The 25270-nt window shown below is 41.0% G+C and carries 19 protein-coding genes; 14 read left to right on the top strand and 5 right to left on the bottom strand.

All coding sequences use genetic code 11. From position 1 onward, the window contains the following. Window positions 1-29 precede the first annotated feature (29 nt). The 6 genes from ACYQ0C_RS11195 to ACYQ0C_RS11170 all read left to right on the top strand — a co-directional run bounded on the left by ACYQ0C_RS11195 (window position 30) and on the right by ACYQ0C_RS11170 (window position 6576). Entirely contained in the window at window positions 30-764 is a 735-nt protein-coding gene (locus ACYQ0C_RS11195; RefSeq protein WP_007835154.1) for an acyltransferase, read from the top strand. Next, on the top strand, window positions 745-1779 hold the full coding sequence (locus tag ACYQ0C_RS11190) for a glycosyltransferase (RefSeq protein ID WP_016277603.1): 1035 nt from the start codon (window positions 745-747) through the stop codon (window positions 1777-1779). Before ACYQ0C_RS11195 ends, ACYQ0C_RS11190 begins: the two co-directional genes overlap by 20 nt. Window positions 1780-1849: 70 nt before the next feature. Beyond that, on the top strand, window positions 1850-3763 hold the full coding sequence (locus tag ACYQ0C_RS11185) for an HAD family hydrolase (RefSeq protein ID WP_016277602.1): 1914 nt from the start codon (window positions 1850-1852) through the stop codon (window positions 3761-3763). A gap of 1 nt (window position 3764) precedes the next feature. Further along, a complete protein-coding gene (locus ACYQ0C_RS11180) occupies window positions 3765-4859 on the top strand; it encodes a glycosyltransferase (RefSeq protein WP_016277601.1) in 1095 nt (364 codons plus the stop codon). Between the two features lie 8 nt (window positions 4860-4867). Beyond that, window positions 4868-5581 carry a WecB/TagA/CpsF family glycosyltransferase gene (locus ACYQ0C_RS11175; RefSeq protein WP_016277600.1) on the top strand — a complete coding sequence of 238 codons (714 nt, stop codon included), beginning with the start codon at window positions 4868-4870 and terminating at the stop codon, window positions 5579-5581. Between the two features lie 185 nt (window positions 5582-5766). Beyond that, window positions 5767-6576, top strand: a complete 810-nt coding sequence (locus tag ACYQ0C_RS11170; protein ID WP_050582569.1) for a YjbH domain-containing protein — start codon at window positions 5767-5769, stop codon at window positions 6574-6576. A gap of 106 nt (window positions 6577-6682) precedes the next feature. Here ACYQ0C_RS11170 and ACYQ0C_RS11165 read toward each other — a convergent pair whose 3' ends face one another. Next, entirely contained in the window at window positions 6683-7843 is a 1161-nt protein-coding gene (locus ACYQ0C_RS11165; protein ID WP_016277597.1) for an acyltransferase, read from the bottom strand. A 175-nt stretch (window positions 7844-8018) separates the two neighbouring features. After that, a complete protein-coding gene (locus tag ACYQ0C_RS11160) occupies window positions 8019-10124 on the bottom strand; it encodes a M3 family metallopeptidase (RefSeq protein WP_016277596.1) in 2106 nt (701 codons plus the stop codon). Window positions 10125-10444: 320 nt separating this feature from the next. Here ACYQ0C_RS11160 and ACYQ0C_RS11155 point away from each other — a divergent pair, with 320 nt between their 5' ends. From ACYQ0C_RS11155 to ACYQ0C_RS11145, 3 genes are read left to right on the top strand one after another with little or no spacing between them, the layout of a single operon-like run. After that, window positions 10445-12754 (top strand): ABC transporter permease, encoded by a 2310-nt coding sequence (locus ACYQ0C_RS11155; protein WP_016277595.1) that lies wholly within the window; start codon window positions 10445-10447, stop codon window positions 12752-12754. Window positions 12755-12788: 34 nt separating this feature from the next. Then, window positions 12789-13463 carry an ABC transporter ATP-binding protein gene (locus tag ACYQ0C_RS11150; protein ID WP_016277594.1) on the top strand — a complete coding sequence of 225 codons (675 nt, stop codon included), beginning with the start codon at window positions 12789-12791 and terminating at the stop codon, window positions 13461-13463. A gap of 16 nt (window positions 13464-13479) precedes the next feature. Next, window positions 13480-15795 carry an ABC transporter permease gene (locus ACYQ0C_RS11145; protein ID WP_016277593.1) on the top strand — a complete coding sequence of 772 codons (2316 nt, stop codon included), beginning with the start codon at window positions 13480-13482 and terminating at the stop codon, window positions 15793-15795. A 56-nt stretch (window positions 15796-15851) separates the two neighbouring features. Here the strand turns inward: ACYQ0C_RS11145 and ACYQ0C_RS11140 are convergent, their stop codons facing one another. The 3 genes from ACYQ0C_RS11140 to ACYQ0C_RS11130 form a co-directional block, all read right to left on the bottom strand. Further along, window positions 15852-16289: a hypothetical protein gene (locus ACYQ0C_RS11140; protein WP_016277592.1), complete on the bottom strand. Its 438-nt coding sequence runs from the start codon at window positions 16287-16289 to the stop codon at window positions 15852-15854. Window positions 16290-16530: 241 nt separating this feature from the next. Continuing rightward, window positions 16531-18387, bottom strand: a complete 1857-nt coding sequence (locus ACYQ0C_RS11135) for a gamma-glutamyl-gamma-aminobutyrate hydrolase family protein (RefSeq protein ID WP_016277591.1) — start codon at window positions 18385-18387, stop codon at window positions 16531-16533. An 881-nt stretch (window positions 18388-19268) separates the two neighbouring features. Continuing rightward, a complete protein-coding gene (locus ACYQ0C_RS11130; RefSeq protein WP_025076832.1) occupies window positions 19269-19721 on the bottom strand; it encodes a helix-turn-helix domain-containing protein in 453 nt (150 codons plus the stop codon). A gap of 145 nt (window positions 19722-19866) precedes the next feature. On the opposite strand from ACYQ0C_RS11130, the gene ACYQ0C_RS11125 reads away from it, so the two are divergent. The 5 genes from ACYQ0C_RS11125 to ACYQ0C_RS11105 all read left to right on the top strand — a co-directional run bounded on the left by ACYQ0C_RS11125 (window position 19867) and on the right by ACYQ0C_RS11105 (window position 25267). Continuing rightward, window positions 19867-20058: a hypothetical protein gene (locus tag ACYQ0C_RS11125; RefSeq protein ID WP_025076833.1), complete on the top strand. Its 192-nt coding sequence runs from the start codon at window positions 19867-19869 to the stop codon at window positions 20056-20058. An 18-nt stretch (window positions 20059-20076) separates the two neighbouring features. Further along, window positions 20077-20394, top strand: a complete 318-nt coding sequence (locus ACYQ0C_RS11120; protein ID WP_025076834.1) for a hypothetical protein — start codon at window positions 20077-20079, stop codon at window positions 20392-20394. A 52-nt stretch (window positions 20395-20446) separates the two neighbouring features. Next, window positions 20447-20650, top strand: a complete 204-nt coding sequence (locus tag ACYQ0C_RS11115) for a MerR family transcriptional regulator (protein ID WP_081023366.1) — start codon at window positions 20447-20449, stop codon at window positions 20648-20650. After that, window positions 20647-23856 (top strand): DNA primase, encoded by a 3210-nt coding sequence (locus ACYQ0C_RS11110; RefSeq protein WP_025076835.1) that lies wholly within the window; start codon window positions 20647-20649, stop codon window positions 23854-23856. The genes ACYQ0C_RS11115 and ACYQ0C_RS11110 overlap by 4 nt, the downstream gene beginning before the upstream one ends. 139 nt (window positions 23857-23995) lie before the next feature. Then, window positions 23996-25267 (top strand): AAA family ATPase, encoded by a 1272-nt coding sequence (locus tag ACYQ0C_RS11105; RefSeq protein WP_025076836.1) that lies wholly within the window; start codon window positions 23996-23998, stop codon window positions 25265-25267. Window positions 25268-25270 lie beyond the last annotated feature (3 nt).

Genomic DNA, 25270 nt, shown 5'->3' with positions numbered 1-25270 from the left:
TATTAAATATTCATTGTACAATTCAATATATGATAAAATTATCATCTATAACAGCGCATATATTAGATATTTGGCATCGCCGAAACAGCAGATCGTACATTGCTCATCTGCGTTCACTGGGTATAAGAATTGGTGATGGTTGCATTTTTAGAGATCCGCTGACTACGAGAATCGATGTTTCAAGACCAGCCTTGGTTTCCATTGGTAGTAATGTTGATATGAATACATATTTCCAGATATTGACACATGACTGGGCTAGCTTTGTTTTTAGGAATAAATATCATGATTTTGTGAATTCTTCAGGAAGAGTGGAAATAGGTTCGAATATTTATATTGGCACAAATGTCATTGTATTACGTGGTGTTACTATTGGTGATAACTGTGTTATAGGTGCTGGCAGTGTTGTAACACATGATATCCCTGCCAATAGTGTAGCGGTAGGAGCTCCTTGTCGTGTAGTGTGTTCATTAGATGAATATTATCAAAAACGGAAAGTCAAAGGATTGCAGGAAGCTGTGGAACATGTTAAGGCTTTTCAAAAGAATTTTGGTCGAGATCCTTTGCCTCATGAATTATATGAAGAATTCATCTATTTTGTAGATGCCTCAAATGTAGAGGAATATGAACGTCAAGGTGTGCCTGTTCGGTCTCAGTTAAGTATAGCTTATGGTGATTGGTTATCTACTCATAAGGCGAAATTTTCGTCTTATGATGATTTTATTCAATATGTAAATCAAAAAATGAATGAAACAGCCGAAAGTTAGTATAATAGTCCCTGTTTATAATGTGGAGAAATATCTTGATCGTTGCATGCAATCGCTTCTTGGGCAAACGCTGAAAGAATTAGAAATTATTCTAGTGGATGACGGTTCACCGGATAATAGTCCTGCATTATGTGATAATTATGAATCAGCGTCAGATAATTTGCATTGGCCGATTATCAAGGTGATTCATAAAATTAATGAAGGTCTTGGCTTTGCCCGTAATTCGGGGTTGGAGATAGCTACTGGTGAATATATAGCATTTCTGGATTCCGATGATTTTGTAGATGTGAATATGTATGAACAGTTATATTTAAAAGCAAAGGCCAAGGATATTGATGTTGTTTATTGTAATTGCAATATTTATAAAGATAAAAAGCATATTTATCCTCGAAAAGATGTAGAGGAGGAGGTTGTCTTCAGAGGGCGTGAAGTTGTTGATGATTTTTTGCTTGATATGATAGCTCCATTGCCTGAATATCATCATGATGTTCGCTATATGATATCGGTGTGGCATGCTATATATCGTCATAGTATTTTTATGGAGCATAGAGTACAGTTTGTATCTGAACGTGAATTTGTGAGCGAGGATATTATTTTTGATATTGATTTTCTTTCACATGTAAGGAGTGTATGTTATCTGCCTGATTGTTTGCACTATTATGTTGTAAATCCATATTCGCTTTCTCATACTTATGATGATGCCAAATACCATAAAATGGTAAATTTATCTCGGATAATAAAAGAGCGATTGGCAAAAATTTACTCTGAAGAGAAATATTATTTGCATTATCTTCGCTCGGTATTTTTTCTTCTTCGTAATACTGTAATGCGTATGGTGTTAGCTGGTGAAACAGATCAGAAGATCAAAAGAATATTAGAAGAAAAACTATATCAAGAATTATTGTCTAATTATCCTTATCAACGAATGGATTTAAAGCATAGAATAGTATTTTTTTTATTGAAATATAAATGCATTTTATTATTAAAGATGCTGTTTAAATCTGTTAAATCTTAGTCAGAACCCAAAATATTAATCAGCGAGATTTCCCTATTTATTAGGGTCTCTAATCAATTGAGGCTTATATATGGATCATAAATTGAAATATATATTAAAACATGATTGTGTATCTTTTGACATATTTGATACGTTAGTAAAAAGATATGTTTCCTTGCCTACAGATGTGTTTGATATAGTTGAATTGAGGTATAACAGTTTACATGGTACCAGTAATGAGAAAATAAGAGGTTTTAAGGAATTGAGGATAAATGCCGAACTTAAGGCTAGAAAAAAAATAATAGAAGAAGTTTCAATCGATGAAATTTATAATTTTATAGAATTTAGTCCAGCTATAAATGAAGAATTGAAAAACCTAGAATTGAAGACGGAGTACGAAGTTTGTATTCCCAATAAATCTATTGTCGGTCTTTTTAATGAATGCCTTAAGAATGGAAAAAAAGTAATAATAACATCAGATATGTATCTTCCTGAAGATATAATAAAGGATATTTTAAGTCATTGTGGCATTACAGGTTATGAAAAACTTTATCTTTCTTCATCTATAAAAAGAACTAAAAGAACAGGGGCTTTATTTCGTTATATCTTAGATAAAGAAAATCTAAAACCTTGTCAATTAGTTCATATTGGAGACACACTAAAGTCTGATTTTATTAGACCAAAGATAATGGGTATACATACAACTATGATAACTCTTACAAAGTCAAAAGTAGATAATACAAGCTATTTATCCCTATTAAATAATGTCATTGATTATATGTGTCAAACAAAAGAGGATTATTTTAAATATTTGGGCTATAGATGTTTGGGCCCTTTATTATGGGGATATATTCATTGGCTAATTAAAAATTTTCAAAAAGAAGATCTTAATAAGATTTATTTTTTTGCTCGTGATGGGCTTATCATGAAAAAAGCATTCGATATTGTAAACAAAGATGAAAGTTTGAAAAGTTATTATCTAGAAGTTTCAAGAAGAAGTCTAAGAGTACCCATTTTGTGGAATGATCCATCATTTATTAATTTATTGACCATGCTGTCACCTTCCAAAAGGATATCATTGAAGTCAATATTTGATGGAGTTGGATTAAATATTATTGATCATATAGCTTTAGTTAGAAAATATGGATATGATTTAAATTCTTATTTCTATAGAAATACCATATTGGAAGAAAATAGATTAATGCTTTTATATAATGAGTTGCAGAATGAGATTATTTTAAACTCAAAAAAAGAATTTGTCTTAATGTGTGAATATATGAAGCAAATGCACGTTGAAGGACGTTTTGCAGTTGTGGATATAGGGTGGTCAGGTGGTATGCAGAGATTTCTTCAAAAGTCACTGGGAATAATAGGTATAGAAAATGAAATTTTAGGTTATTATACAGGGGTAGCTGATTATTATAAACGAAATATGAATGATGGAAAACTATCATTACATGGATATTTGTTCGATTTTTATAATAATGTAAACAGTGTGGATAAACGAAGTCCGTTTGTTGGACTTTATGAAACATTGTTTTTAGAGCAAAAAGGGTCTGTAAAAAACTATATTCGTGACAAAAATGAATGGCTTGTGGCAGAGAGATATGATTATGAATATCAAATGAATGGTGAATTACAAGAGGAGTATTATATTGTAGAAAAAATCCAGTCAGCAGCTCTAGATTTCATTAATGATATAGAAGCAATAGAGTTTGTAAAATATATTCCTTTTACTCCAGATGTGTTGTTTGCGAATTTAAAAGCAGTGGGATTATCTCCCTCTCGAAAGGATTTAAAGATGTTGGCAAAATTTAGATTTTTTGATGAGGGAGAGACTTTTTCATTAGTTTCTAGTAAGTCGTTTATTTATTATGTGTTTAATCCTCGATGTTTAAAAAATGATTTATTGTCTAGTAAATGGAAAATAGGTTTTTTAAAATGCTTGCTTAAAATTCCTTTTCCATACTTTAAACTTTATAAAATATTGAAAAACAGAAACTAAAATGACAAGAATACTTGTTGAGAATTTAAATGGTTTGGATCTAGGTGGCATAACTACTCATATATTCAATTATATTTCAGTCTTACAGCGAAACAGTGATTATAAAATTGATATAGTGGTAACGGTACAAGAAAACAATGATGTTATAGATAAATTCAAGTCTCTAGGGTGTGGAATCATTCATTTGCCACATCGGCAGAAGCAATTATTTCGTTATATAATGGCATTATGTCGCATAATGTATAAAGGAAGTTATGACATTGTTCATATACATGGAAACAGTGCTACAGCTGTTTTGGAATTACAAATTGCAAAATGGTTAGGTATAAAGGCAAGAATTATACATAATCATTCTAGTTGTTGCCAACATAAAATTTTAAATAAATTATTGTTGCCTGGATATAGGCGTTCGTTCACTCAGGCTATAGCTTGTTCTATTGAAGCTGGTGAATGGCTTTATGGTGAAACACAATTTACTATTTTGCGTAATGCTATCAAAGTGGAACCTTTTATATTCAATGTAGATAAAAGAAAGACAATGCGGTGTGTCTTTGGTTTTAAAGATGATGAATATGTGGTAGGCCATATCGGTATATTCATGGAAGCAAAAAATCACTCCTTTCTTATTGAAGTGTTTGCCAAATATCATGCTTTACAGCCAAAGTCAAAATTATTGCTAGTTGGTGATGGTGAACTGCGCCATCTTGTAGAAGCAGCGATAGATAAAAACAAAGTGAATGATTGTGTAATATTGGCGGGATTGCGTTCTGATATCCCAGATGTGTTACAAGCAATGGATATTTTCCTTTTTCCTTCTATTTATGAAGGTATGCCATTGTCTGTGGTAGAAGCACAGGCATCAGGTCTACCATGTATTATTTCGGATGCTGTAACTAAAATGGTAAACATAGGTGAAGATGTAATTCAGTTACCTTTAAGTAAAGGTGCTGACTATTGGGCGGAATATCTCGGTAACGTTAAATACGAATTGTCTCGTCAGGAACGTTGCGAAAGGAATATTAAACTCATTACTAAAGCGGGTTATAATATAGAAACAGAGGCGGAAAACCTCATGAGAATTTACAAAAACTTGTAGTATAAAATATGACATCTCTCTTAGTCAATCACATTTTGCAAACAGAGCAATGGACGCCTCCCGAACTTTTCGAAACGAAAAGCAGAATTTACACCTTTCTCAACCCCGTCTCTTACCTTATCGCTTTAGAAAACAAATCTCTATTTGAACAATTCGATGGTATTTTTGCCGATGGCTCTTTACTGGTTTCTGCCATAAGATTAGTATACGGAAAGCGAGTGACCAGATGTAGCTTTGATATGACTTCCCTTGCTCCCGAATTGTTGAATTACCTCATGGAAAGCCGTAAAACACTCTATATCGTAGCCTCGGGTCAGGAACAAGTGGAATGTGCTGTGAAGATATTTCAAGAACAGTATCCGGAGTTACGCATTGCAGGGTTCAGGAACGGATATTTTTCTTCGGATGCGGAAATGAACAAGGAAGCTTCTCATATAGTCGAATTAAATCCGGATTTTCTGATCGTAGGTATGGGGGCCTTGATGCAGGAGAAGTTTCTGCTTAAGGTAAAAAAGATGGGTTACCAAGGCATCGGCTTTACGTGCGGTGGGTTTATTCACCAAACGGCAATGAATAGGATGCACTATTATCCAGACTGGGTTGATAAGATGAATTTGCGTTTCGTTTATAGAATGTATAAGGAGAAACATACACGTACAAGATATCTGCAAGCTGCATTCTTGTTTCCGGCACGCTTTATCGGGGAAAGAATTTTCGGATGAAAGAGCTGACTTTGCTTATTGCCATGTAAATAATGGAGAATGGCAACAACAGGACGAAGATAGCAGTAGGAATAATTTTTCCGAGTATTTTTAATACATCTGTTTTCATGCTGCAAATATAAATTAAAATTCATAGAATCGTGAAATTAAGGACTCTAATATTTCTGGGGGGACTCTTTGGAGGAATGAATGTTATCAAAGGGCAGGCTTTTTATGGTACTACAGGACTACTTCATGCACCTACTGCCGTTATGCAGAAAGATAAAACCGTTATGCTGGGAGGAAATATGCTGGATGTGAATACGCTTTCCCGATATTGGGTGAGAAGTGAATATCATCCCTATACCTATAACTATTATATTAATTGTACTTTGTTTCCTTGGCTGGAAGTAGCCTATACTTGTACGTTGGTAAAGGGGATACATGGTTCTTCTTATTGGCCTCAGCAAACTTGGGGCAGGTTTACCAATCAGGACAGATCGTTTCATTTCCGGTTGAGGGCATGGAAGGAGGGGTGGGGGAAGGCCTGGACTCCTCAGGTGGTGATTGGTACGAATGATCCGGGAAGTCATTCTTCAAATGGAGGTGGAGATATAGATTGGGGTGGTGGCGGTAGCGGAAACCACAATTACTTGACACGTTATTATCTGGCGGCAACGAAACATGTTGAATTTAGTGGAATAGGTACAGTGGGGGGGCATGTAGCTTGGGTTATCGGTAAAGCTATGAGTGATGTGCATTATAGCTGTCCTGCTGCAGGGGTAAACTTTCACTTTGGCATGAAGGGCGAAGGCTTCTGGCAGAAAGCTCTGAATGGATTTAATCTGATGGCGGAAGTGTGTCCCGGACATGCAGAAAACCTGCATACAGCAACTTATACTGTGAATGTAGGTGGAACTTATTCAATATGGAAAGACCATATCAATCTTATTGCTGAACTGAATGACGGTAAATATTTTAGCGGAGGTATATTCTTTAAATTACATCTCAAATAACTGACTTGATTTCTAGTGGATAAAGCATTATAAGAATAGCCGGAATCACTTGGAAAAAGTAGTTCCGGCTATTCTTATATAACGATATTTGTATGTCCTGTTTTTATTATCCTACAATGTATTTAGCATTCTTGCCGCTTATTTTACGAATGAATATCACAAGCAGCCACGATACGCCAAATGCCACGACAGCGGCAGCGGGAATTTGTAAAGGCACGGGAACACCGATATTGCGCATCAGGACTACACCCGGACCTGTGAAAAAATAATGTATCATATAGATACCGAAACCACATACGGTCAAGTTAGCCAGCATACGCTGGATCAGTTCGGAGCGTACTTTTACTTTCTTGGCTATGAGGAAGAAGGGGATAGTCATCATAATCACATTCAAAGAATTATAGGTGAAGAACAGTTCCAACATTTCATCAGTGCATTGTGGCAATGCGGTCATGTGGCGGAAACCGAAGAAAGTGACCATGTAACCTGTCAGAAACATGGGGATACAGACTGACAGTGTCTTGCCCCACGACCAGTCGTGGTTGCGCAGATAGTGTCCCAATAGCAAGTATCCATTGAATCCGGCAAAATAATAGAGCATATTGAACGAGTTCCACGCACAGCCTCCCCAAATGTATGGGGATACGAACTGATAATAATAAGGTAACAAGCCGGTTATTCCCCATGCGACAAGAAACCATAGTTTGGCTTTTTCCGAGGCCTTTTCTACCCATGCGGAGAAAATAGGAAGGTATAGATATAATCCGATAAGCAGATAGATGTACCACATGTGTACGTCCAATAAAGAGAAATTGAGAGGCATCTCTGTTATATAACCCAATGATACGTTGAGTGACTGACGGGCGGCCTCTTCACCGCTATAAGGGAAAAAGTCAAGGATTATTTCGGGATTAAGTCCCAATAGTCCTGTAAACCAAGGAAATAAATTATAAATGACACTCCAGATAAGGAACGGCCAGAATACACGGCTGATTCTTTTTTTGTAGAAAGCGGATATTTCGCCACGTATGGGAAGCAGCAACGCTCCTGTAATCATGACAAACAGTGGGACACACGGACGGAGAAAGGCTCCGTAGGCGGCTCCCCAGAATTTGATTTCATCAATGTTGGCTGGCGGTTCGCCGGGGTAAAAGTTGAACGGGTCTGCACTATGGCAGCAAACTACGGTGAACATGGCTACCAAACGGACAACGTCCAGCCATACCACATGTTTTCTTGTGGTATTCATAGCAATAGGTTGATTCATAATTTAATTTTTGATTTGACAGGCACAAAGGTACGCTTTCTCTGAGGATTATTTATTGTTTTGGAACAAAAAAAGAACTATCCGCAATCATACTACAAAACGAGAATCCTCCCACCGCAAGATCCACAATCATTTGTCTTTTGCAGGGGGAGGATTTCTATTTAGAGTTAGAGGGTTACTTTAGTCCTCTGTTCTTCAGCAACGGATCAATACCGGGCTCTTTGCCACGGAAATTGACATACATATCCATCGCATCGTCAATGCAGCCGGGAGTGAGGATATATTTACGGAACTTCTCTGCTACTTCCTGATTGAAGATATCGCCCGTTTCCTTGTATGCCTCGTATGCGTCACAATCCAGCACTTCCGCCCAAATATAACTATAGTAACCGGCAGTATATCCACCACCCATGGTATGGTTGAAATAAGTGGTGCGATAGCGTGACGGAATTTGTTTCAGCAATCCGCGCTTGCCTAATGTTTCTGCTTCAAACTGTACAACGTCCATATCATCGGGGACTTCTTTCAATACGTGGTAATCCATATCCAGCAGGGAAGCTGCTAAGTATTCAGTCGTAGCGAAGCCTTGCCCGTATTTGCCACTCTTGTCCATTTTTTCAACCAGTCCGGCAGGAATGACTTCACCTGTCTGATAATGTTTGGCATATACATTCAATACCTCCGGCTCAAAAGCCCAATGCTCATCTATCTGTGACGGCAGTTCCACAAAATCACGCGGAACACTAGCCACACCATAATAATGTACATCTTTGAAAAGATTATGTAAAGCGTGTCCGAATTCGTGGAACAAGGTATTCGCTTCGTCTGCACTGAGCAAAGCGGGTTGTCCGGCTGCCGGTTTGGTAAAGTTGCATACCACGGTTACTACAGGAGCCACTTTCTTGCCGTCCTTGTAGGTTTGTGAACGATAGCTTCCGCACCATGCACCACCTTTCTTGCTGGCACGCGGAAAGAAGTCCATATAGAGCACACCTAGATGAGAACCGTCTTTGTCCTTACATTCGAATGCCTGTGCATCGGGATGAGGGAGGGGAAGATTATCCAGCTGGGCGAAAGTGATGCCGTACAGTTTGTTGGCAACATAGAACACACCGTCGCGTACGTTTTCCAGTTTCAGATAAGGACGTACCTGATTTTCATCCAAGTCGAATTTGGCTTTCTTGGCACGGTCTGCATAATAACGCCAGTCCCAACCTTCGGCAGTGAAGGTTTTTCCGTCTTTTTTTATTTCGGCATTGATATCCGCCAATTCTTCTTTGGCTTTGGACAGAGTAGGGGTCCAAATCTGGTCTAATAATTGATATACGGCATCCGGTGTTTTGGCCATACGTACCTCCAGTGCAAAGGAAGCATAGTTCTCGTATCCCATCAGCTTGGCTTTTTCCAGACGGGCTTTGAGCAGTTTGCGTACCACTTCCTTGTTGTCGTATTCATTGCCGTTATTACCTCTGTTAATGTATCCTTTGAAGATCTTTTCGCGCAGGTCTCGGTTGTCGGCATATTGCAGGAAAGGCATGACACTGGGATTGTGCAGGGTGAAAATCCATTTGCCTTCCATGCCTGCTTCTTTAGCTGTTTCGGCAGCACTGGCAATCAGGTTTTGGGGTAATCCGGCTAAATCTTCTTCTTTGTCCACGATCAATTGGAAGGCGTTGGTTTCCTTCTGCATATTTTGGCCGAAGGTGAGTTGCAACATGGAAATCTCACTATTCAGTTCACGCAATTTCTTTTGACTTTCGGCATCCAGATTGGCACCTCCGCGTACAAAGTCTTTATAGGTCTCTTCCAGCAATTTCTTTTGTTCCTTGTCCAAATCGCCGGGATTTTCATAGACAGCTTTGATGCGGGCAAAAAGTTTTTCATTTAAGGCGATGTCATCACTGTGTTTTGATTGCAGGGGAGAGAGTTCACGGCTCAGTGCATCCATCTCATCATTGGTATTGGCACTTTTCAGTCCGTAGAATACGGTACTGACTTTACGAAGTAACGCTCCGCTTTGATCCAGTGCTGCAATGGTATTCTGGAAAGTGGCGGGTTCGGGATTGTTTACTATAGCGTCAATCTCTTTCTGTTGTTCTTCCATGCCTTGCAAAAAGGCGGGTTTGTAATGTTCCATCTTGATTTGGTCGAAAGGAGGAACCTGGAAGGGGGTTGTGTACTCAGAAAGGAATGGATTTCCGGTAGGGTCTGCCTGTTTCCCTTGCGAACCGCAACCGCTTAGTATGGCAACCGCGCAGGCTGCCAGAAGGATGTGTTTCATAATCTGTTGTTTTTATTAATAGATATGCAAAGATAGTAAAATAAGGCAAATTTCAATGGATTTGAAGCATGGAACTATCTGTTTGTTTGGGAGTTCTGTCTAATTATTATACATCATTGTCTAATAATTAGACAGATCGCTTTTTCTAAGATTTCTATAAAATATTATTAATCAGTAGTTTATTTGTTTGGCATGGTTTTGGCATTTCTGTTATTGAGAACGAATTATAGAAACTTTAGTTTCTTATACATTTTATGGGAAGTAACGTTGTGAAACGGGACTTCTCTCTTTTAAGATAATAACAATTAAAAACATGAAATATGAAACAGATTTATTATGTCATTCAGACTTTGATACATGGACGAGGTTCTAATATCATAAAAGTCGTCTCGTTGGGCTTGGGTCTGACTATGAGTATTTTACTTTTCTCAAGAGTGGTGTATGAGCAGAGTTTTGATACTTGTTTTAAGGATCATGACAAACTATACCAATTGTGGAATATATGGACAGTAAATGGAGAGCCTTTTCCTCCGAGTGAGTTCATTATCGGTGCAGCTGCCGGAGGCATACTGGATGCAATGCCGGAAATTGTGGAATCGGCGGCAAGTACAGGCTCGTGGCCGGTATCGGCACCTATTTATAACGGGAGTGTCCGCTTTGATGATTTTAAGGTCACTGCCGATTCATTGTTTTTTCAGACAATGGGTATTGAGGTCTTGAGTGGGGATCCGGTACGTGAATTGCAGCAAAAAGATGTAATTTTTCTGAGTAAAGACTTGGCGGATAAAATGTTTGGCGGTGAAAATCCGATTGGTAAAGTTATTAGTTTCAATAAGGAAATTGAGCTGACAGTAAAAGGAACGTATGCTACTTTACCTGAGAATTGTACTATGCGGCCGAAGGCCGTCATTTCCTTGCCTTCTATCTGGAGCCGCCGGATAGGAAATTATTCATGGGAGGGTGGTGACAGTTGGAAAGAATATATCCGGTTGAAGCAGGACATTGATCTGGATGAGTTGAACAAACGTATTGATGTGGTGGTTCAGCAACATATTCCCAGAAGTGATAAGTTTGGAATCACCGTCATAGCCAAACCAGTCCGGGATACGTACCGTGGATATGATGAGGTGAAAAGAATGCGTAATATCATGCTTATTTTGGGGCTGTCCATTTTGTTTATTACGGCATTGAATTATGTGTTGATTTCTATTTCTTCGTTGAGCCGGCGTGCCAAAAGTATTGGTGTGCATAAATGCAGCGGAGCGGGAACGGGGACTGTCTTTGGTATGTTTATGTGGGAGACCGGTATTATTATTCTGCTTTCATTATTTTTGATGGTTTTCTTAATGTTTAACTTCCGGGATTTTGTGGAAGATACCACGGCTGCTAAACTGGAGTCCCTTTTTGCGGTGGAACGTATTTGGGTACCTTTGGGAGTGACTCTTTTTTTATTCTTCATTGGTGGTGTATTGCCGGGACGACTTTTTTCGAAGATACCGGTCACACAGGTCTTCCGGCGTTATACAGAGGGTAAAAAAGGATGGAAACGTCCGTTATTGTTTATCCAATTTGCAGGAGTGGCTTTTATATGTGGATTGATGTGTGTAGTGATGCTTCAATATCATTATGTTATTAATAAAGATCCGGGTTATAATCCTGAACGGGTAGTGATTGGCATTAATAATGCACCGGATGCTGAAGCCCGGCTTGCCGCCCGTCACTTTTATGAGAGTCTTCCATACGTGGAGGCATTGACTTCGGCAACCAGCTATCCGTCTAATGGCTATAGCGGACAGATGATACCGGATGAGAAAGGAACGAGTCTTTTTTCCAGTCGCTATGATTTTACTCAGGAGAATTATGTCGCTTTTATGGGAATGACCATACAGCAAGGGCGTGTACCGCGTGAATCCGGTGAGGTGGCTGTCAATGAGGAGTTTGTGCGGAGAATGCATTGGGGAAAAGATGTGTTGGGCAGGAGTATCGGGACAGAAGAAGGACGTGTCAAAATAGTAGGTGTGATTAAAGATTTTAATATTGACGGATTTTACTCAGAGATGAAACCATTTGTCCTGCATCATCATCCCAAAGACTTGGCTAGTCTTGTCTATCTCCGTCTGAAGGAACCTTTCGGTGAGAATCTTCAGAAACTGAACCGTGATGCTGCCGAAGCTTTTCCCAATCAAACAGTCGGTTTTGAAAGCTTGCAACAAAAAATGGCGGATAGTTATAATTCCGTTCGTGTGTTCCGTAATGCGACTTTATTGGCGGCAATTGCCATCTTGTTTATTACTTTGATGGGACTGATAGGTTATATTAATGATGAATTACAGCGGCGTTCGAAAGAGATTGCTATTCGTAAAGTGAATGGGGCTGAAGCATCTTCCATATTGGAAATGTTGGTGCAAGATGTTCTTTGGATTTCTTTCCCGGCTGTAGTCGCAGGTACGTTAGGGGCATGGTATGTAGGTGGCTTATGGATGGAACAGTTTGCGGTGACTGTAGGTTCGCTTGTTCCTTATTATATATGTGTAGCTATCGTGGTCTTGATATTGATTGTCGGTTGCGTCATTTCCAGAACATGGCGCATAGCCAATGAGAATCCGGTAAAGAGTATTAAATCAGAATAAATATCAATAGAACAAACAATTAAAATTTATTATTATGATACAGATTGAAAATTTAAGTAAGGTATTTCGTACCTCAGAAGTAGAAACAATTGCGTTGAACCATGTAAATATAGAGGTGAAAGAAGGAGAGTTTGTTGCCATTATGGGACCGTCTGGTTGTGGAAAATCCACGTTGCTGAACATTCTCGGATTATTGGACAATCCTTCGGAGGGCAGCTATAAACTGATAGGCAACGAAGTAGCCAATCTGAAAGAAAAGGAGCGCACCCGTCTGCGTAAAGGTGTGATAGGTTTCGTGTTCCAGAGCTTTAACTTGATAGACGAACTGAATGTATTCGAAAATGTGGAGTTACCGCTGACTTATTTGGGTATCAAAGCCAGTGAACGCAAGGAACGTGTACTCGAAATATTGAAACGTATGAATCTGAGCCATCGTGCAAAGCATTTTCCACAGCAACTTTCCGGTGGTCAGCAACAGCGTGTGGCCATAGCCCGTGCGGTGATTACCAATCCTAAACTGATTCTTGCCGATGAGCCTACCGGTAATCTGGACTCGAAGAACGGTGCCGAAGTCATGAATCTATTGACCGAACTTAACAAAGAGGGGACTAGTATTGTCATGGTGACCCACTCTCAGCATGATGCCGGATTTGCTCATCGTATCATTCATTTGTTTGATGGTAGTGTGGTAGCGAACATAAAGGAATAATGAAAGGATAGTTGCGATGAAACAAATCTATTATGCAATACAAACGATATTGCACGGCCGTGGAAGTAATGTGACGAAAGTCATCTCTCTATCATTAGGTCTGACTATTGGTGTACTGCTTTTTTCACAAATAGCATTCGAACTCAATTATGAAAAATGTTATCCTGAAGCCGACCGGTTGGTATTGGTACGTGGAGGGAGAGAGAATGTGAAGACCGGAGAGAAAGGAAAAGGATATGATAATACCTTGTTTGCTCCGATGGCAGAAGCATTCCGCAGTGATTTGTCACAATGGATTGAAAATGCTACAGTTCTTTTCAATTTTGAGACCTTAAATGTATTCAAGGAGGATGGTCATAAGCTGAAAGATGTAAACTACGCTTATGTAGATACTTGCTATTTCCGTACTTTCGGCATCAAGGTATTGAAAGGAAATCCCGAAGAATTGCAAAGGGCGGGGAACATTTTCGTTTCTGAAACTTTTGTTCGTGATGTCTTTGGTGGGCAGGATCCTGTAGGACAGAAATTGTCTTTGGACAAACAGCAGGAACTGACAGTCCGTGGTGTTTATCAGGATACTCCGGAAAATACGGCCTACCATTTTGATTTTGTTGCTCCCATTTATGCCGGAGGTGGCTATGTAGGAGGTGGAACATGGGGACGTAATGATATTTATTTTACTGTTCTCCGCTTGCGCGATGGGGTGGACAGGGAAGAGATCAATCGTCAGATATACAAGGCCATGCAGAAATATCATCCTGATTCTGCTGATAATGAATGGAGATTTTTCTATGATGCACAGCCGTTGCCCGAAATTCATCTGGACGATTCAAATACCCGTACTCGTCTTTACATTTATGGCTTTTTGGGCTTTGCCATCTTTTTTGTGGCGATCATGAACTATGTATTAGTAGCTATTGCTACCATGAGCCGCAGGGCAAAGAGTATAGGTGTGCACAAGTGCAGCGGTGCCAGTGCGGTCAATATTTTCAGCATGTTCCTTTTTGAAACAGGGATTGTGGTATTGATTTCCGTCGTAGTGGCTCTCTTTATTATATTTAACGCCAAAGATCTGATAGAGGATTTGCTTTCGGTACAATTATCCTCACTCTTTACATTGGAAACTCTATGGGTGCCGGTACTCATTATTTTTGTACTGTTCATGGTAGCCGGAGTGCTGCCGGGAAGATTGTTTTCGCGCATTCCTGTCACTCAGGTTTTTCGCCGTTACACAGATGGGAAAAAGGGATGGAAGCGTTCTCTTTTATTTGTGCAATTTATGGGGGTATCCTTTGTGATGGGGATTTTGTTGGTATCTTTGATGCAGTATCATCATCTGGCTAATAGTGATATGGGTATCCGTACTTCCGGATTGGTGGAGGCGGAGACATGGATGTCATCCGAAGAAGCGGAGAATATGGTGAGCGATCTTCGTCGTCAACCCATGGTGGAAAATGCCACCCGTTCTATGCTCAGGGTTCTGGGAGAATATTGGACTCGTGGGCTGATTGATAATAGTGGCAAGCGCATAGAAACTTTGATGTATAATCCTTGTGATAAAAATTATGCTGAAACCATGGGAATTACTATTATTGAAGGGAAAGATATGCAGAATGAGGGGGATGTATTGGTCAATGAAGAGGTGGCTCGGCTGATGAAATGGACAGACGGGGCAGTGGGTAAACGGTTGAATGATTTTGACAAAGCCGGAACCATTGTCGGTGTATTCCGTAATGTGCGAAATACGTCTTTTCTTTACAAACAGTTTCCTGTGGCTTTAGTTTATAATAATTATACCAATCATACTTTTGATGTACGTTTAAAGCAGCCATACGATGAGAATTTGAAAAAGCTGAACGAATACATGGAGCAGGTGCATTCCACTAAGGCATTGGAATTTATCCCGATAGATACCATGCTGAAGGAGATCTATCGCAATGTTTACCGTTTTCGTAATTCGGTATGGATTACTTCGACTTTTGTTCTGCTCATTGTCATCATGGGGTTGATTGGCTATGTGAATGATGAAACACAGCGCCGTAGCAAGGAGATAGCCATCCGTAAGGTGAATGGCGCCGAAGCTTCGACTATTCTCCGGTTGCTGTCCTGTGATATATTGTATGTGGTTGTTCCATCCGCCTTGATAGGGGCCGTGGCCTCTTATTTTACAGCCGGGGCATGGCTTGACCAGTTCCCTGAAGCCATTTATATGAATCCGTTGTATTTTGGGGTCATGTGTCTCGGGGTGATTGTTTTGGTGGTGGCTTGTGTTATCGTCAAGACTTGGCGCATCGCGAATGAAAATCCGGTGAAGAGTATTAAGACTGAATGACAGGTAGAAAAAGAGAGCGGGATGATAGGTGTTGGATTTCATCCCGCTTTTTCTTTTTACCTGATTCTTGTGAAATTTACATTGACGTCATCCAGTACGCCTTTTAAAAAATTACTGCCCAACCATACATTCTCAAAATATGAAACATCACTGGGACTGTAAACCATACGGATGCATGTCTGTGAACTGTTATCCCATCTCCATTCAAAACGGTACCTGTCTTCGGTTACATAGCCGTTCCGGTGCTCTACCCGTATAATGTCTGTGCCTGTTCTATTTTCGTAAAAGTCCAGTCGTTGCGTGTAGTATTCACCATCTTGTACCCAAGTTTCCTGCCAGGTCCGGCTACATAGTTCCCGTGTGGTTCTGTAATACATTTCGCTGTAATCATCATCATCGTACCAGCTTCCTATGGATACTTCACAGGAAGTGAGGCTGATCATTGTTGTCAGTACGACTGCTATTCCGAAGTATTTCATTAGTCTTGTTTTCATATCCGTTCATTTTTAAATTTGCTTTTCTTTATGTCACAAAGGTAGGTGGGGAAAATGATACAATAAAAAGAATAATCCTATTTGTAGAGGAGAATTTCCCTATTTGTAATAGGAAAATTCCTCTAAACTGTAAGTCACAAAAAAAGGTTGTGCCGGCATCTTGACACAACCTCTCCGATAATTTCAAAAAAGTGACAACAGGATAATTTCTCTATACTTTTTGATTATCCTTGTCTGTATATTATTTGCGTTTGGGGGAGGAGAGAAGGGGTGCTTCCTGTACCTGCTTCATCACTCTCAGGAGATTGCCTCCCCAAATCTTCCTTAAGTCTTCTTCCGTATATCCTTTTTCAATCATCTTTACGGTCAGATTAATCAAGTCATTATCTCCATTGCATCCTTGCAAACCACCACCGCCGTCAAAGTCCGTACCTATTCCCACATGGTCTATGCCGGCTACCTTAATCATGTGGTCCAAATGTTCGGCAGCATCACAAACGGATGCGGCTTTTGGTTTTTTATTGATATAGGCATCAAGAAGACATAACTGTGCCACTCCGCCATTTTTCGCTAAGGCACGGAGTTGTTCGTCTGTCAGATTACGATCATGGTCGCATAACGCCTTTGACGAGGAATGAGAGGCGATGATAGGTTGTGTGCTATATTTTATAACATCCCAGAAAGTACCTTCACTGGCATGCGATACATCTATCATAATTCCTAGGCGGTTCATTTCCTTTACCACCTCACGTCCGAACCGGGTCAGTCCTTGGGTCGCATCTTCCGTGTGAGTGGATGAATGGCAGATATCATTGTCATAAGAATGGCAGAGAGTAATATAATTGACTCCCATCTGTTTGTATTTTGCTATATTCTTTAGGTCTTTGCCTATGGCGTAACCATTCTCGATACCTATAAAAAAAGCTTTTTTACCTTCACGCTTCAGGCGTATCAAGTCTTCTTCCGTAAGGGCGATGCCACAAAAATCTTTGTATTGCTCTACTTCGTCATAAATGGATTGAATTAATCGGGTGGTGCTTTCTACGGCTTTTTGTGAAGATGCGTCATCCCGTTTCCCCTGCCATATAAATGCGGCTAGGAACTGTGCGTCCAATTTGCCTTCCTCCATTTTGGGGATGCTGACCATGTTGTCTTTTCTCAGGCCTACACTGTAACCGTTTTTAAACCAAAGAGGAGTGTCTGTATGAGTGTCAATGGAAAGGATACGGCTATGGATATCTTTGGCCAGATTAAATGTGTCAGCCTTATTCACCAGAAATTTAAATAATTTATGCATGGTGGTATCTCCGGCAGCCGTAAATATTTCCGGATGAAATTGCACACCTATCATTTGTCGTACGGGATAAGCTTCGATGGCTTCCGCCACACTGTCGGGCGCCCAAGCCGTGACTTTGAATCCGGGTGCCAGTTTCCGGATGGCTTGATGATGGAATGTATTGACCTGCAGCACTTCTTGTCCGGTAATTTCCGCCAGCTTGCTTTCCTTTATGATGGATACCGCATGGGTGGGGGTGGTGCCGGACTCTTTTTGGCGGTGGTTGACGGTTGAGGGATGTTGTGTGGGCAGATCCTGATATAAAGTTCCACCGAAAGCGACATTCATTAATTGCAGTCCCCTGCAAATTCCTAATATGGGAATATTCCGGTCTGCGGCCATTTTCAGCACCATCAAGTCGAAGGTATCCCGGGCTGGGCTTACTTCTTCCAGTTTTTCATAAGGGAGGTCTCCGTAATACATCGGTTGGATATCTTCTCCACCTGTAAAGACAATTCCGTCCAGCCGGGACACTATTTGGCGCAGCACTTCTACATTATCCGTTACAGGTATCATGTAAGGAATTCCTCCCGACAGAATGACTGACTGTACATACGCTGTGTTTACCGCTGTCCGTTTCGGGCTTACATCGGTGGAAATTCCAATCAGGGGACGTCTTTTTACTCCGGAAACCGATTCGGAATCCACTTTCTGATTCAATTGGATGAGTGCTTCGGGCAAAGGGTCTTTTTTGTTTTTTTGTGCCTGTACATGGCAACAGCCTAAAGCAAACAGTAATACTAAAAGGCATTTGTTTTTCATATAAACTTAGATTTTGTCTTACAGGCAAATGTATAAACTATGTTTTTCTTATAAAAATAAAATGCCATAAAAATGGAAAGAATGGCATTTACGTTTCCAAATTTTATTGTCCGGAAGTGTGTGAATCTCGCGGATGTCCAGTGCCAGACGCACACCGGGGCTTGGTGCAAAGTCCGATGGAGCAGGGTGCGATACAACTTACGTATAGTCCGATGCTTATGTATGTGCAGGATTACACGTTACTTATGTTTGTTGTTGAATAGGCCGAGATGTTTTTTAAAACATGCCAGCATGTTCTGTGTACCAGCTTAGTCTGTTCAGTGCACAAAGCTACTGTGTTCTGTGTACCAGCTAAGCTTGTTCATTGCATGACTCCCTCGCTAATCCGATATTCCTCTTTCTCGATGAAGATAATATCCTCTCCAAACAATATGACTTGGTAGATACTATGCGCGACAATGTGTTTTTGGCGTTATACTTCGCTATTGCACTATTAAAGATTTGCCGGAGTAAGTAGGGGACATTTCTTTGGCTCATTTTTTGTACGAACTGCTCAAGTGCAAATCAGGCTGTAATTACCGCTGAAGCAGTGAATTACAGCCTGATATTAAGATTGTTTATATTAGAGTGTTATTCTTCCACTGCCGCTTGCGCCATTTTAATACTATATTGATATTCAGCAGATTGGTTACTTGTGGAAAACAGATAGGAAACGAATATCAATTTTGCATCAACTTTGAAGGACTCTTCCCTCAATAAAAGCAATCGCCACAACAATTTAATCTTTATAATCAGTTGGTTACTGTTCCGGTGTAAACATCCGTATTTACCCTGTGCAAATCCTCATATTTGCCACAGTGTTTTTGTTTGATGTTACATTTTTATCTCCTTTCTTTTAATAGTTCAATAATGGCGTCCTTATCCTTCAGGTTGGAATCAAGACGGTTTATCTGTGCATTCAAACTATCTATCTGCTCCTTCAAGAGCTTTATAGTTTCTTTTAGATTCTCTGTATTTGATTGCTCTTTCTCCAGCTGAACTGCAAGTTCGGCATTACCTATTATATTATGAGCGTTTCCCTGTAATGAGACTGCTCCCCAATTGGCGGAAATCGGTTGCGGAATGGGACAGAAGAAAGAGAAGAAATTACAATCCAAGGCCTCACTCACCTTAACGAGACGGTTTGTTTCCATGGTTTCCCTCTCCAAGATGCGGTTTACGTGCTGCTGCGGCACACCAATCCTGCGCCCCAACTCAGATTTGGAAAGTCCGAGTTCGACACGCCGTTTCTCGATTTCGGCACCTACATGCACATGTTTGATGTTCATTTCCATAGGTTTCAATCATTAAATAGAGATTAAACCAAAAAATATCAAATATTTATTTGGCTACCTAAACATTATTATGTTACTTTGCAAGCGTTATACACTTGATTAGTATATGCAAAGTTAAACATTAAACATTAAACATCCAAGTATTATGGTAGAAAATGTGGTAAAAATTCGTCCCGCTCTCACCGCCCTCAAGATCGGTGAATCAATCACCTTCCCCATTTCCAAGTTGAAAAGTGTCCGTACCCAAGCCTCCGAGTTGGGTGCCATCTATAACCGGCAGTACAAGACCCAAACCAACAGGGAGAACATGACTATCACCGTAAAACGTATTGATTAACGACCTAATTATATGGATATGAAAATACTCCAAGTATTAGACCGGTTGATTCCATACGATGCCTTCTTAAACGACCTTGCAGCCAGAATTGTCGGGATGATTAAAGCGGACAGCAACGACCCCGAATATGTTAGCCAAAGAAAGGCATACGAAATGTTTGGGAGGCGCAATGTCGAAAGATGGAGGCGGCAAGGGAAAATTGAATCCTACAAAAGACCCGGAAAGGTGGAATACAGGACTTCAGACCTTCGCATTTTACAGCGTACCGTGCAAGATTACATGGAGCCTCCATTAAAAGAAAAGATTGGCAATAACAGGAAAAGGAAGAAGATATAAACAATAATGTGGTTACTTTTAACCTAAAACAAGAACAATAGCGTACCGACAGATGAAGGAATTAAAGCCAACATGCGACCCGGAAGGTGTCTATTCAGTCAAACGCACATGTGCGGAACTGGGCGTAAGCCACAAGACACTCCGTAAATACAGGGATAATGGCTATATCAAGCCGCTTAATCCCCAAAACCTTTGCCGCCCCAAATACTCAGGGCAGTCAATCATCGAATGTTGGAACCTTCTCAAAACATTATGATAAGCGAATCCACCATCAACAAGGTCAGAAATCTTCCCATTGAAGACATCCTTAAACCCTACGTCAGGTTTTCAAGAAAAGGTCTGACGCTGATGGGGCTTTGCCCTTTCCATTCGGAACGGACAGGTTCGTTTGCGATCACTCCAAGCAAGAATCTGTTCCACTGTTTCAGTTGTAACCGTGGAGGGGACGGCATCGCTTTCATCATGGAGAAAGAGAACCTGACCTTCATGGAGGCTGTGACGTTTATCGCCAAGAACAACGGCATACCGGTAGAGTATTCTGATGAAGAACGCAGTGGAGAAGAACAGTTGGAAGCTAGGCATAAAGAATCACTTCTTGTCATCCTTGACCATCTGCAACGTTTCTTTGTAGAAAACCTGAGGATGGAAATGCCGGATGAAAGCCGGACTGCCCGTGAATACGCTTACGGCAGGTGGTCGGAAGAGTTCTGTTCCATCGCAGGAATCGGTTATGCTCCCAAAGATGGCAATACATTCATGAAGTATTGCCGGGTAAAAGGACTCAATGAGGAATCTCTTTTCGAGCTTGGAATGTTCAAGCGCAGTGAGGATGGCGGTATATACGCCATGTTCCGACAACGCATTATGATTCCCGTCCGTAACAGATGGGGACGCATCATCGCTTACACTGCCCGATATATAGGCAACAATGAGAGAGCCCCCAAATACATCAACTCTTCAACAAGCATTATTTATTCTAAAGGTGAAACCCTGTTCGGTATTGACCGGGCAAGCAGGCAACGGGATGCCGACTACTTCATTGTAGTAGAAGGTGCGCCGGATGTGCTAAGAATGCAGTCCGTTGGTTATGAGAATACCGTGGCAGCTCTTGGTACGGCATGGACGGACAGCCAGTTTGAACAACTGAAAAGGTTTACCTCTTCACTTTGCTTCATACCGGACTCGGACACCACAGATGGCAAACAATACGGGCCGGGATTTGAAGCGGTCATGGCAAACGGGGCTTCGGCAATAAAGAAAGGATTCCACGTGACGGTCAGGGAACTGCCATTTGCGGAACAAAACGGAAAGAATGATGCGGACAGTTACATCCATTGCAAGGAGGACTATTCTTCCCTGAAGGAAAAACATTTTATCGTGTGGCTGGCACAGAAACGCTTCTGCATAGCCGGTTCTTTGGTGGAAGAGCGAAAATACGTGGCTGAAATCGCAGACCTGTTACGCTACGTGAAAGACCAACTCGTTTTCGACCAGTGCATTGAACAACTGGCCAAACTGCACGGCAAGGTCAAGTTGTGGCGCGACGCTGTAACACAAGCACGTGGAGAAGCGCGAAAAAAGCAGGAACATGGTTCGTCCATGAACGAAATGCAACGTGAAGCGGAACTATTACGCCAGTTCGGGCTATTTATCCGGGAAAACTGTTATTATGCCATTGGCGAAGAGGAAGAAGAACCGGCAAGAATCTCCAACTTCATCATGGAACCGTTGTTTCATATCGAGGACGAGAACAACGCCACCCGAATCTTTCGGATGCGAAACATGTATGACGTGTGCCGGGTCATTGAACTGAAAGAGTCGGAACTCTGTTCGTTGAGCAACTTCCAACAGAAAGCCGGGTCATTAGGTAACTATGTATGGCTGGCGAAGATAGACAAACTCAACCGGGTTAAGGAGTATTTATACTCTAAGACCGATACGGCGGAACGTATCCGTAAGTTGGGCTGGAATGCCTCCGAAGAGTTCTTTGCTTTCGGTAACGGCATATTGCATGGCGGTTCATTCAAGAATGTCGATGATTTGGGTATTGTCCGCGGCATCAACGGCAAGGCGTTCTATATCCCGGCGACCTCCAAGATTTATCTACACAACCAGGAAATCTTTCAGTTTGAGCGGTTGATGGTTCATGAGAACCGCAATGGCGTAAAACTGTATGATTTCGCGTCAAGGCTGATTGGGGTGTTCGGCGAGAACGCCTCTATCGCCTTGTGTTATCTTCTTGCCACCCTGTTTCGTGACATTATATTCAGGCGCACCCGGCATTTCCCGATACTCAACCTCTTCGGTGAGAAAGGAACAGGTAAGACCACTTTGGCCACTTCGCTCCAGTCTTTCTTTCTGCACGGAGTGGATCCGCCCAACCTTGGTGTTACTTCCGTTCCAGCTATGAACGACAGAGTATCGCAAGCTGTAAATACGCTTGTGGTACTCGATGAATATAAGAACGACCTTGACATCCGCAAGATTGCCTACCTCAAAGGGCTTTGGGGTGGTGGCGGTCAGACCAAAAAGAACACCAATACGGACGGAATGGCGGCACAGACCATTGTAAGTACCGGTGTTGCCCTTTGTGGTCAGGACAAGCCTACGCAGGATATGGCACTCTATACCCGTGTCATATTCCTGGCATTCTCCAAGACATCGTTCAATCAGGTGGAGAAAAGGAACTATGAGGACTTGGTCGCGCTCTGCAATATGGGGCTGACCCACTTAACGATAGAGATATTAAATCATCGGGAACTGTTCGAGAAGAATTTTCCGGAAATCTATTCCATCACCAAGAGGGAACTGGCTGTAAAATTCGAGAATGGGAATATCCATGACCGTATTTTCGGGAACTGGGTCATCCCATTGGCTGCTTACCGAACTTTGGAAACGGTATTGGATATGCCTTTCAGTTATGCAGACTTATTTGAAACGGCAGTCAAGGGAGTCCGCAGTCAGAACGAACTGGCTCAGGAAAGTTCCGAAGTGGCTGACTTTTGGAATATGCTGCAAGGGTTCCAGACTTCAGGGAAATGTGTGGATAAGGCACATTACCGCATCCGCTATATGAAATCCTTCCGTCCCATTTCTGTCAAAGAAGATATTGAGTTCAAAGAGGCACGTCCAATCCTCTATTTGAATATGGCGGCAGTGGCGTCCTTGTTCAATAGCCGGAATATGAACGCCACCGCAAACCGTTCCAACTGGTCCACTATCACTTCATATCTGAAATCCCATTCGTCATTTCTTGGATTGAAGCAGGACAGATTCACGATTTTATTACCAAGTGGCTTGCCTGATTATTCGATTGAGATTGTCAATAATGAACAGATTCGGAAAGTAAAAGTAAACCGTCCGAAAGCATTATGTTTCGATTATCTGCAATTAAAGGAGGCGTTTGGTTTGGAACTGGAAACGGAAATGGTATCTGACGCACAAGATTCAGAAGGTGTATAAAAACTGTCATTTGACTTATAACGCTATCTTTAATGATAAAATAGAGTTGCATATAATGATAAATGAGAGATTTTCACAAAATATCACATCAGAATCGTTTTTATTCGTTATCTTTGTACGGATATTAAACAAGAATACAATGTTAGTAAACTTCACTTTCCAGAATTTTCGTTCATTCAGAGACGAAAAAACGCTTAGTATGGAAGCAGGTTCAATCAAGGAATTAAAAGAATCTGTTATCCAAAAGGAATCTTATCGCTTATTGCCGGCAGCAGTGATGTATGGTGCCAATTCCAGCGGAAAGAGTAATGTCCTATTGGCTTTAATGACAATGAGGAGTGTCTTGTTAGGCAGTGTCCGTTTGAACCCTACCGATGAATTATATTTTCAGCCATTCAAACTGGATTTGACCTCGGCTAATGCTCCGACTTCGTTTGAAATCCAGTTTCTGCTGGACGATGTAAAATATCGATATGGATTTGATTATGATAAAACCCATATTTGTAAGGAATGGCTATATGAAAAATGTGCCGGACAACGTGAGTTCAATCTATTCCTACGGGTAGATAATGAATTTGAGGTATCAAAAACCCGTTTCCCGGAAGGAATGGGCAAAGAGGGTGCCACTCCATCCAATCGCCTGTTCGTTTCATTGGTGGCCCAATTAAACGGTGCAAAATCCATGCGTATCTTGGACTGGTTCAACAACTGCAATTACCTTTCTGGAATGGATAGCCAGGGATATGAAGGTTTCACACTCCAGATGTTCAGCAACCATTTGGAGGGATGCAGACAGGCTTTGGAATTTTTCCATCATACCCAACTCGGTTTTAATGAGTTGTTGGTTACAGAAAAATCATTCTCGGACGAAACAATTTCAGGGAAGATGCAAATTCCAGAAGCATTACGCTCCAAGTTGGTAGAAGAATTGAAGGGTAAAAAAATAATGGAAGCCAAAACGACCCATAACATCTATGACGAACAAGGTAATGTAAGCGGAATTGGTACTTTTGATAAGGACGAAATGGAATCTGAAGGAACAAAAAAGGTTATCGAAATGTCCGGTCCCATTTTTGACACGCTTCGATTAGGTAAAGTACTGATTGTAGATGAACTGGATGCCAAATTACACCCCCTTCTTACTCGCAGCATCCTTCAGCTATTTATGAACCCTGAGACTAACCCTCATGGTGCCCAGCTCATCTTTGCTACTCACGACACCAATCTGCTCAACCTTGCTTATCTGCGTCGCGACCAGATTTGGTTTACCGAGAAAGACAAGACCGAATCGACTGACCTTTATTCCTTGCTTGAATTCAAGGATGAAAACGGCACAAAAATTCGGAATGACCGCAGTGTTCAAAAGGACTATATTAACGGACGTTATGGAGCCATTCCATTCCTGAATTAAAAT

It is taken from the genome of Phocaeicola sartorii JCM 17136 = DSM 21941, assembly GCF_054653615.1.
Note: the sequence above shows the minus strand (reverse complement) of the source record. Positions and strands in the feature narration are given on the sequence as shown.

Bases quoted from the DNA above. Each gene is read 5' to 3' on its own strand.
- ACYQ0C_RS11195 (WP_007835154.1), top strand. From the start codon at position 30: ATGATAAAATTATCATCTATAACAGCGCATATATTAGATATTTGGCAT.
- ACYQ0C_RS11190 (WP_016277603.1), top strand. From the start codon at position 745: ATGAAACAGCCGAAAGTTAGTATAATAGTCCCTGTTTATAATGTGGAG.
- ACYQ0C_RS11185 (WP_016277602.1), top strand. From the start codon at position 1,850: ATGGATCATAAATTGAAATATATATTAAAACATGATTGTGTATCTTTT.
- ACYQ0C_RS11180 (WP_016277601.1), top strand. From the start codon at position 3,765: ATGACAAGAATACTTGTTGAGAATTTAAATGGTTTGGATCTAGGTGGC.
- ACYQ0C_RS11175 (WP_016277600.1), top strand. From the start codon at position 4,868: ATGACATCTCTCTTAGTCAATCACATTTTGCAAACAGAGCAATGGACG.
- ACYQ0C_RS11170 (WP_050582569.1), top strand. From the start codon at position 5,767: ATGAATGTTATCAAAGGGCAGGCTTTTTATGGTACTACAGGACTACTT.
- ACYQ0C_RS11165 (WP_016277597.1), bottom strand. From the start codon at position 7,843: ATGAATCAACCTATTGCTATGAATACCACAAGAAAACATGTGGTATGG.
- ACYQ0C_RS11160 (WP_016277596.1), bottom strand. From the start codon at position 10,124: ATGAAACACATCCTTCTGGCAGCCTGCGCGGTTGCCATACTAAGCGGT.
- ACYQ0C_RS11155 (WP_016277595.1), top strand. From the start codon at position 10,445: ATGAAACAGATTTATTATGTCATTCAGACTTTGATACATGGACGAGGT.
- ACYQ0C_RS11150 (WP_016277594.1), top strand. From the start codon at position 12,789: ATGATACAGATTGAAAATTTAAGTAAGGTATTTCGTACCTCAGAAGTA.
- ACYQ0C_RS11145 (WP_016277593.1), top strand. From the start codon at position 13,480: ATGAAACAAATCTATTATGCAATACAAACGATATTGCACGGCCGTGGA.
- ACYQ0C_RS11140 (WP_016277592.1), bottom strand. From the start codon at position 16,289: ATGAAAACAAGACTAATGAAATACTTCGGAATAGCAGTCGTACTGACA.
- ACYQ0C_RS11135 (WP_016277591.1), bottom strand. From the start codon at position 18,387: ATGAAAAACAAATGCCTTTTAGTATTACTGTTTGCTTTAGGCTGTTGC.
- ACYQ0C_RS11130 (WP_025076832.1), bottom strand. From the start codon at position 19,721: ATGGAAATGAACATCAAACATGTGCATGTAGGTGCCGAAATCGAGAAA.
- ACYQ0C_RS11125 (WP_025076833.1), top strand. From the start codon at position 19,867: ATGGTAGAAAATGTGGTAAAAATTCGTCCCGCTCTCACCGCCCTCAAG.
- ACYQ0C_RS11120 (WP_025076834.1), top strand. From the start codon at position 20,077: ATGAAAATACTCCAAGTATTAGACCGGTTGATTCCATACGATGCCTTC.
- ACYQ0C_RS11115 (WP_081023366.1), top strand. From the start codon at position 20,447: ATGAAGGAATTAAAGCCAACATGCGACCCGGAAGGTGTCTATTCAGTC.
- ACYQ0C_RS11110 (WP_025076835.1), top strand. From the start codon at position 20,647: ATGATAAGCGAATCCACCATCAACAAGGTCAGAAATCTTCCCATTGAA.
- ACYQ0C_RS11105 (WP_025076836.1), top strand. From the start codon at position 23,996: ATGTTAGTAAACTTCACTTTCCAGAATTTTCGTTCATTCAGAGACGAA.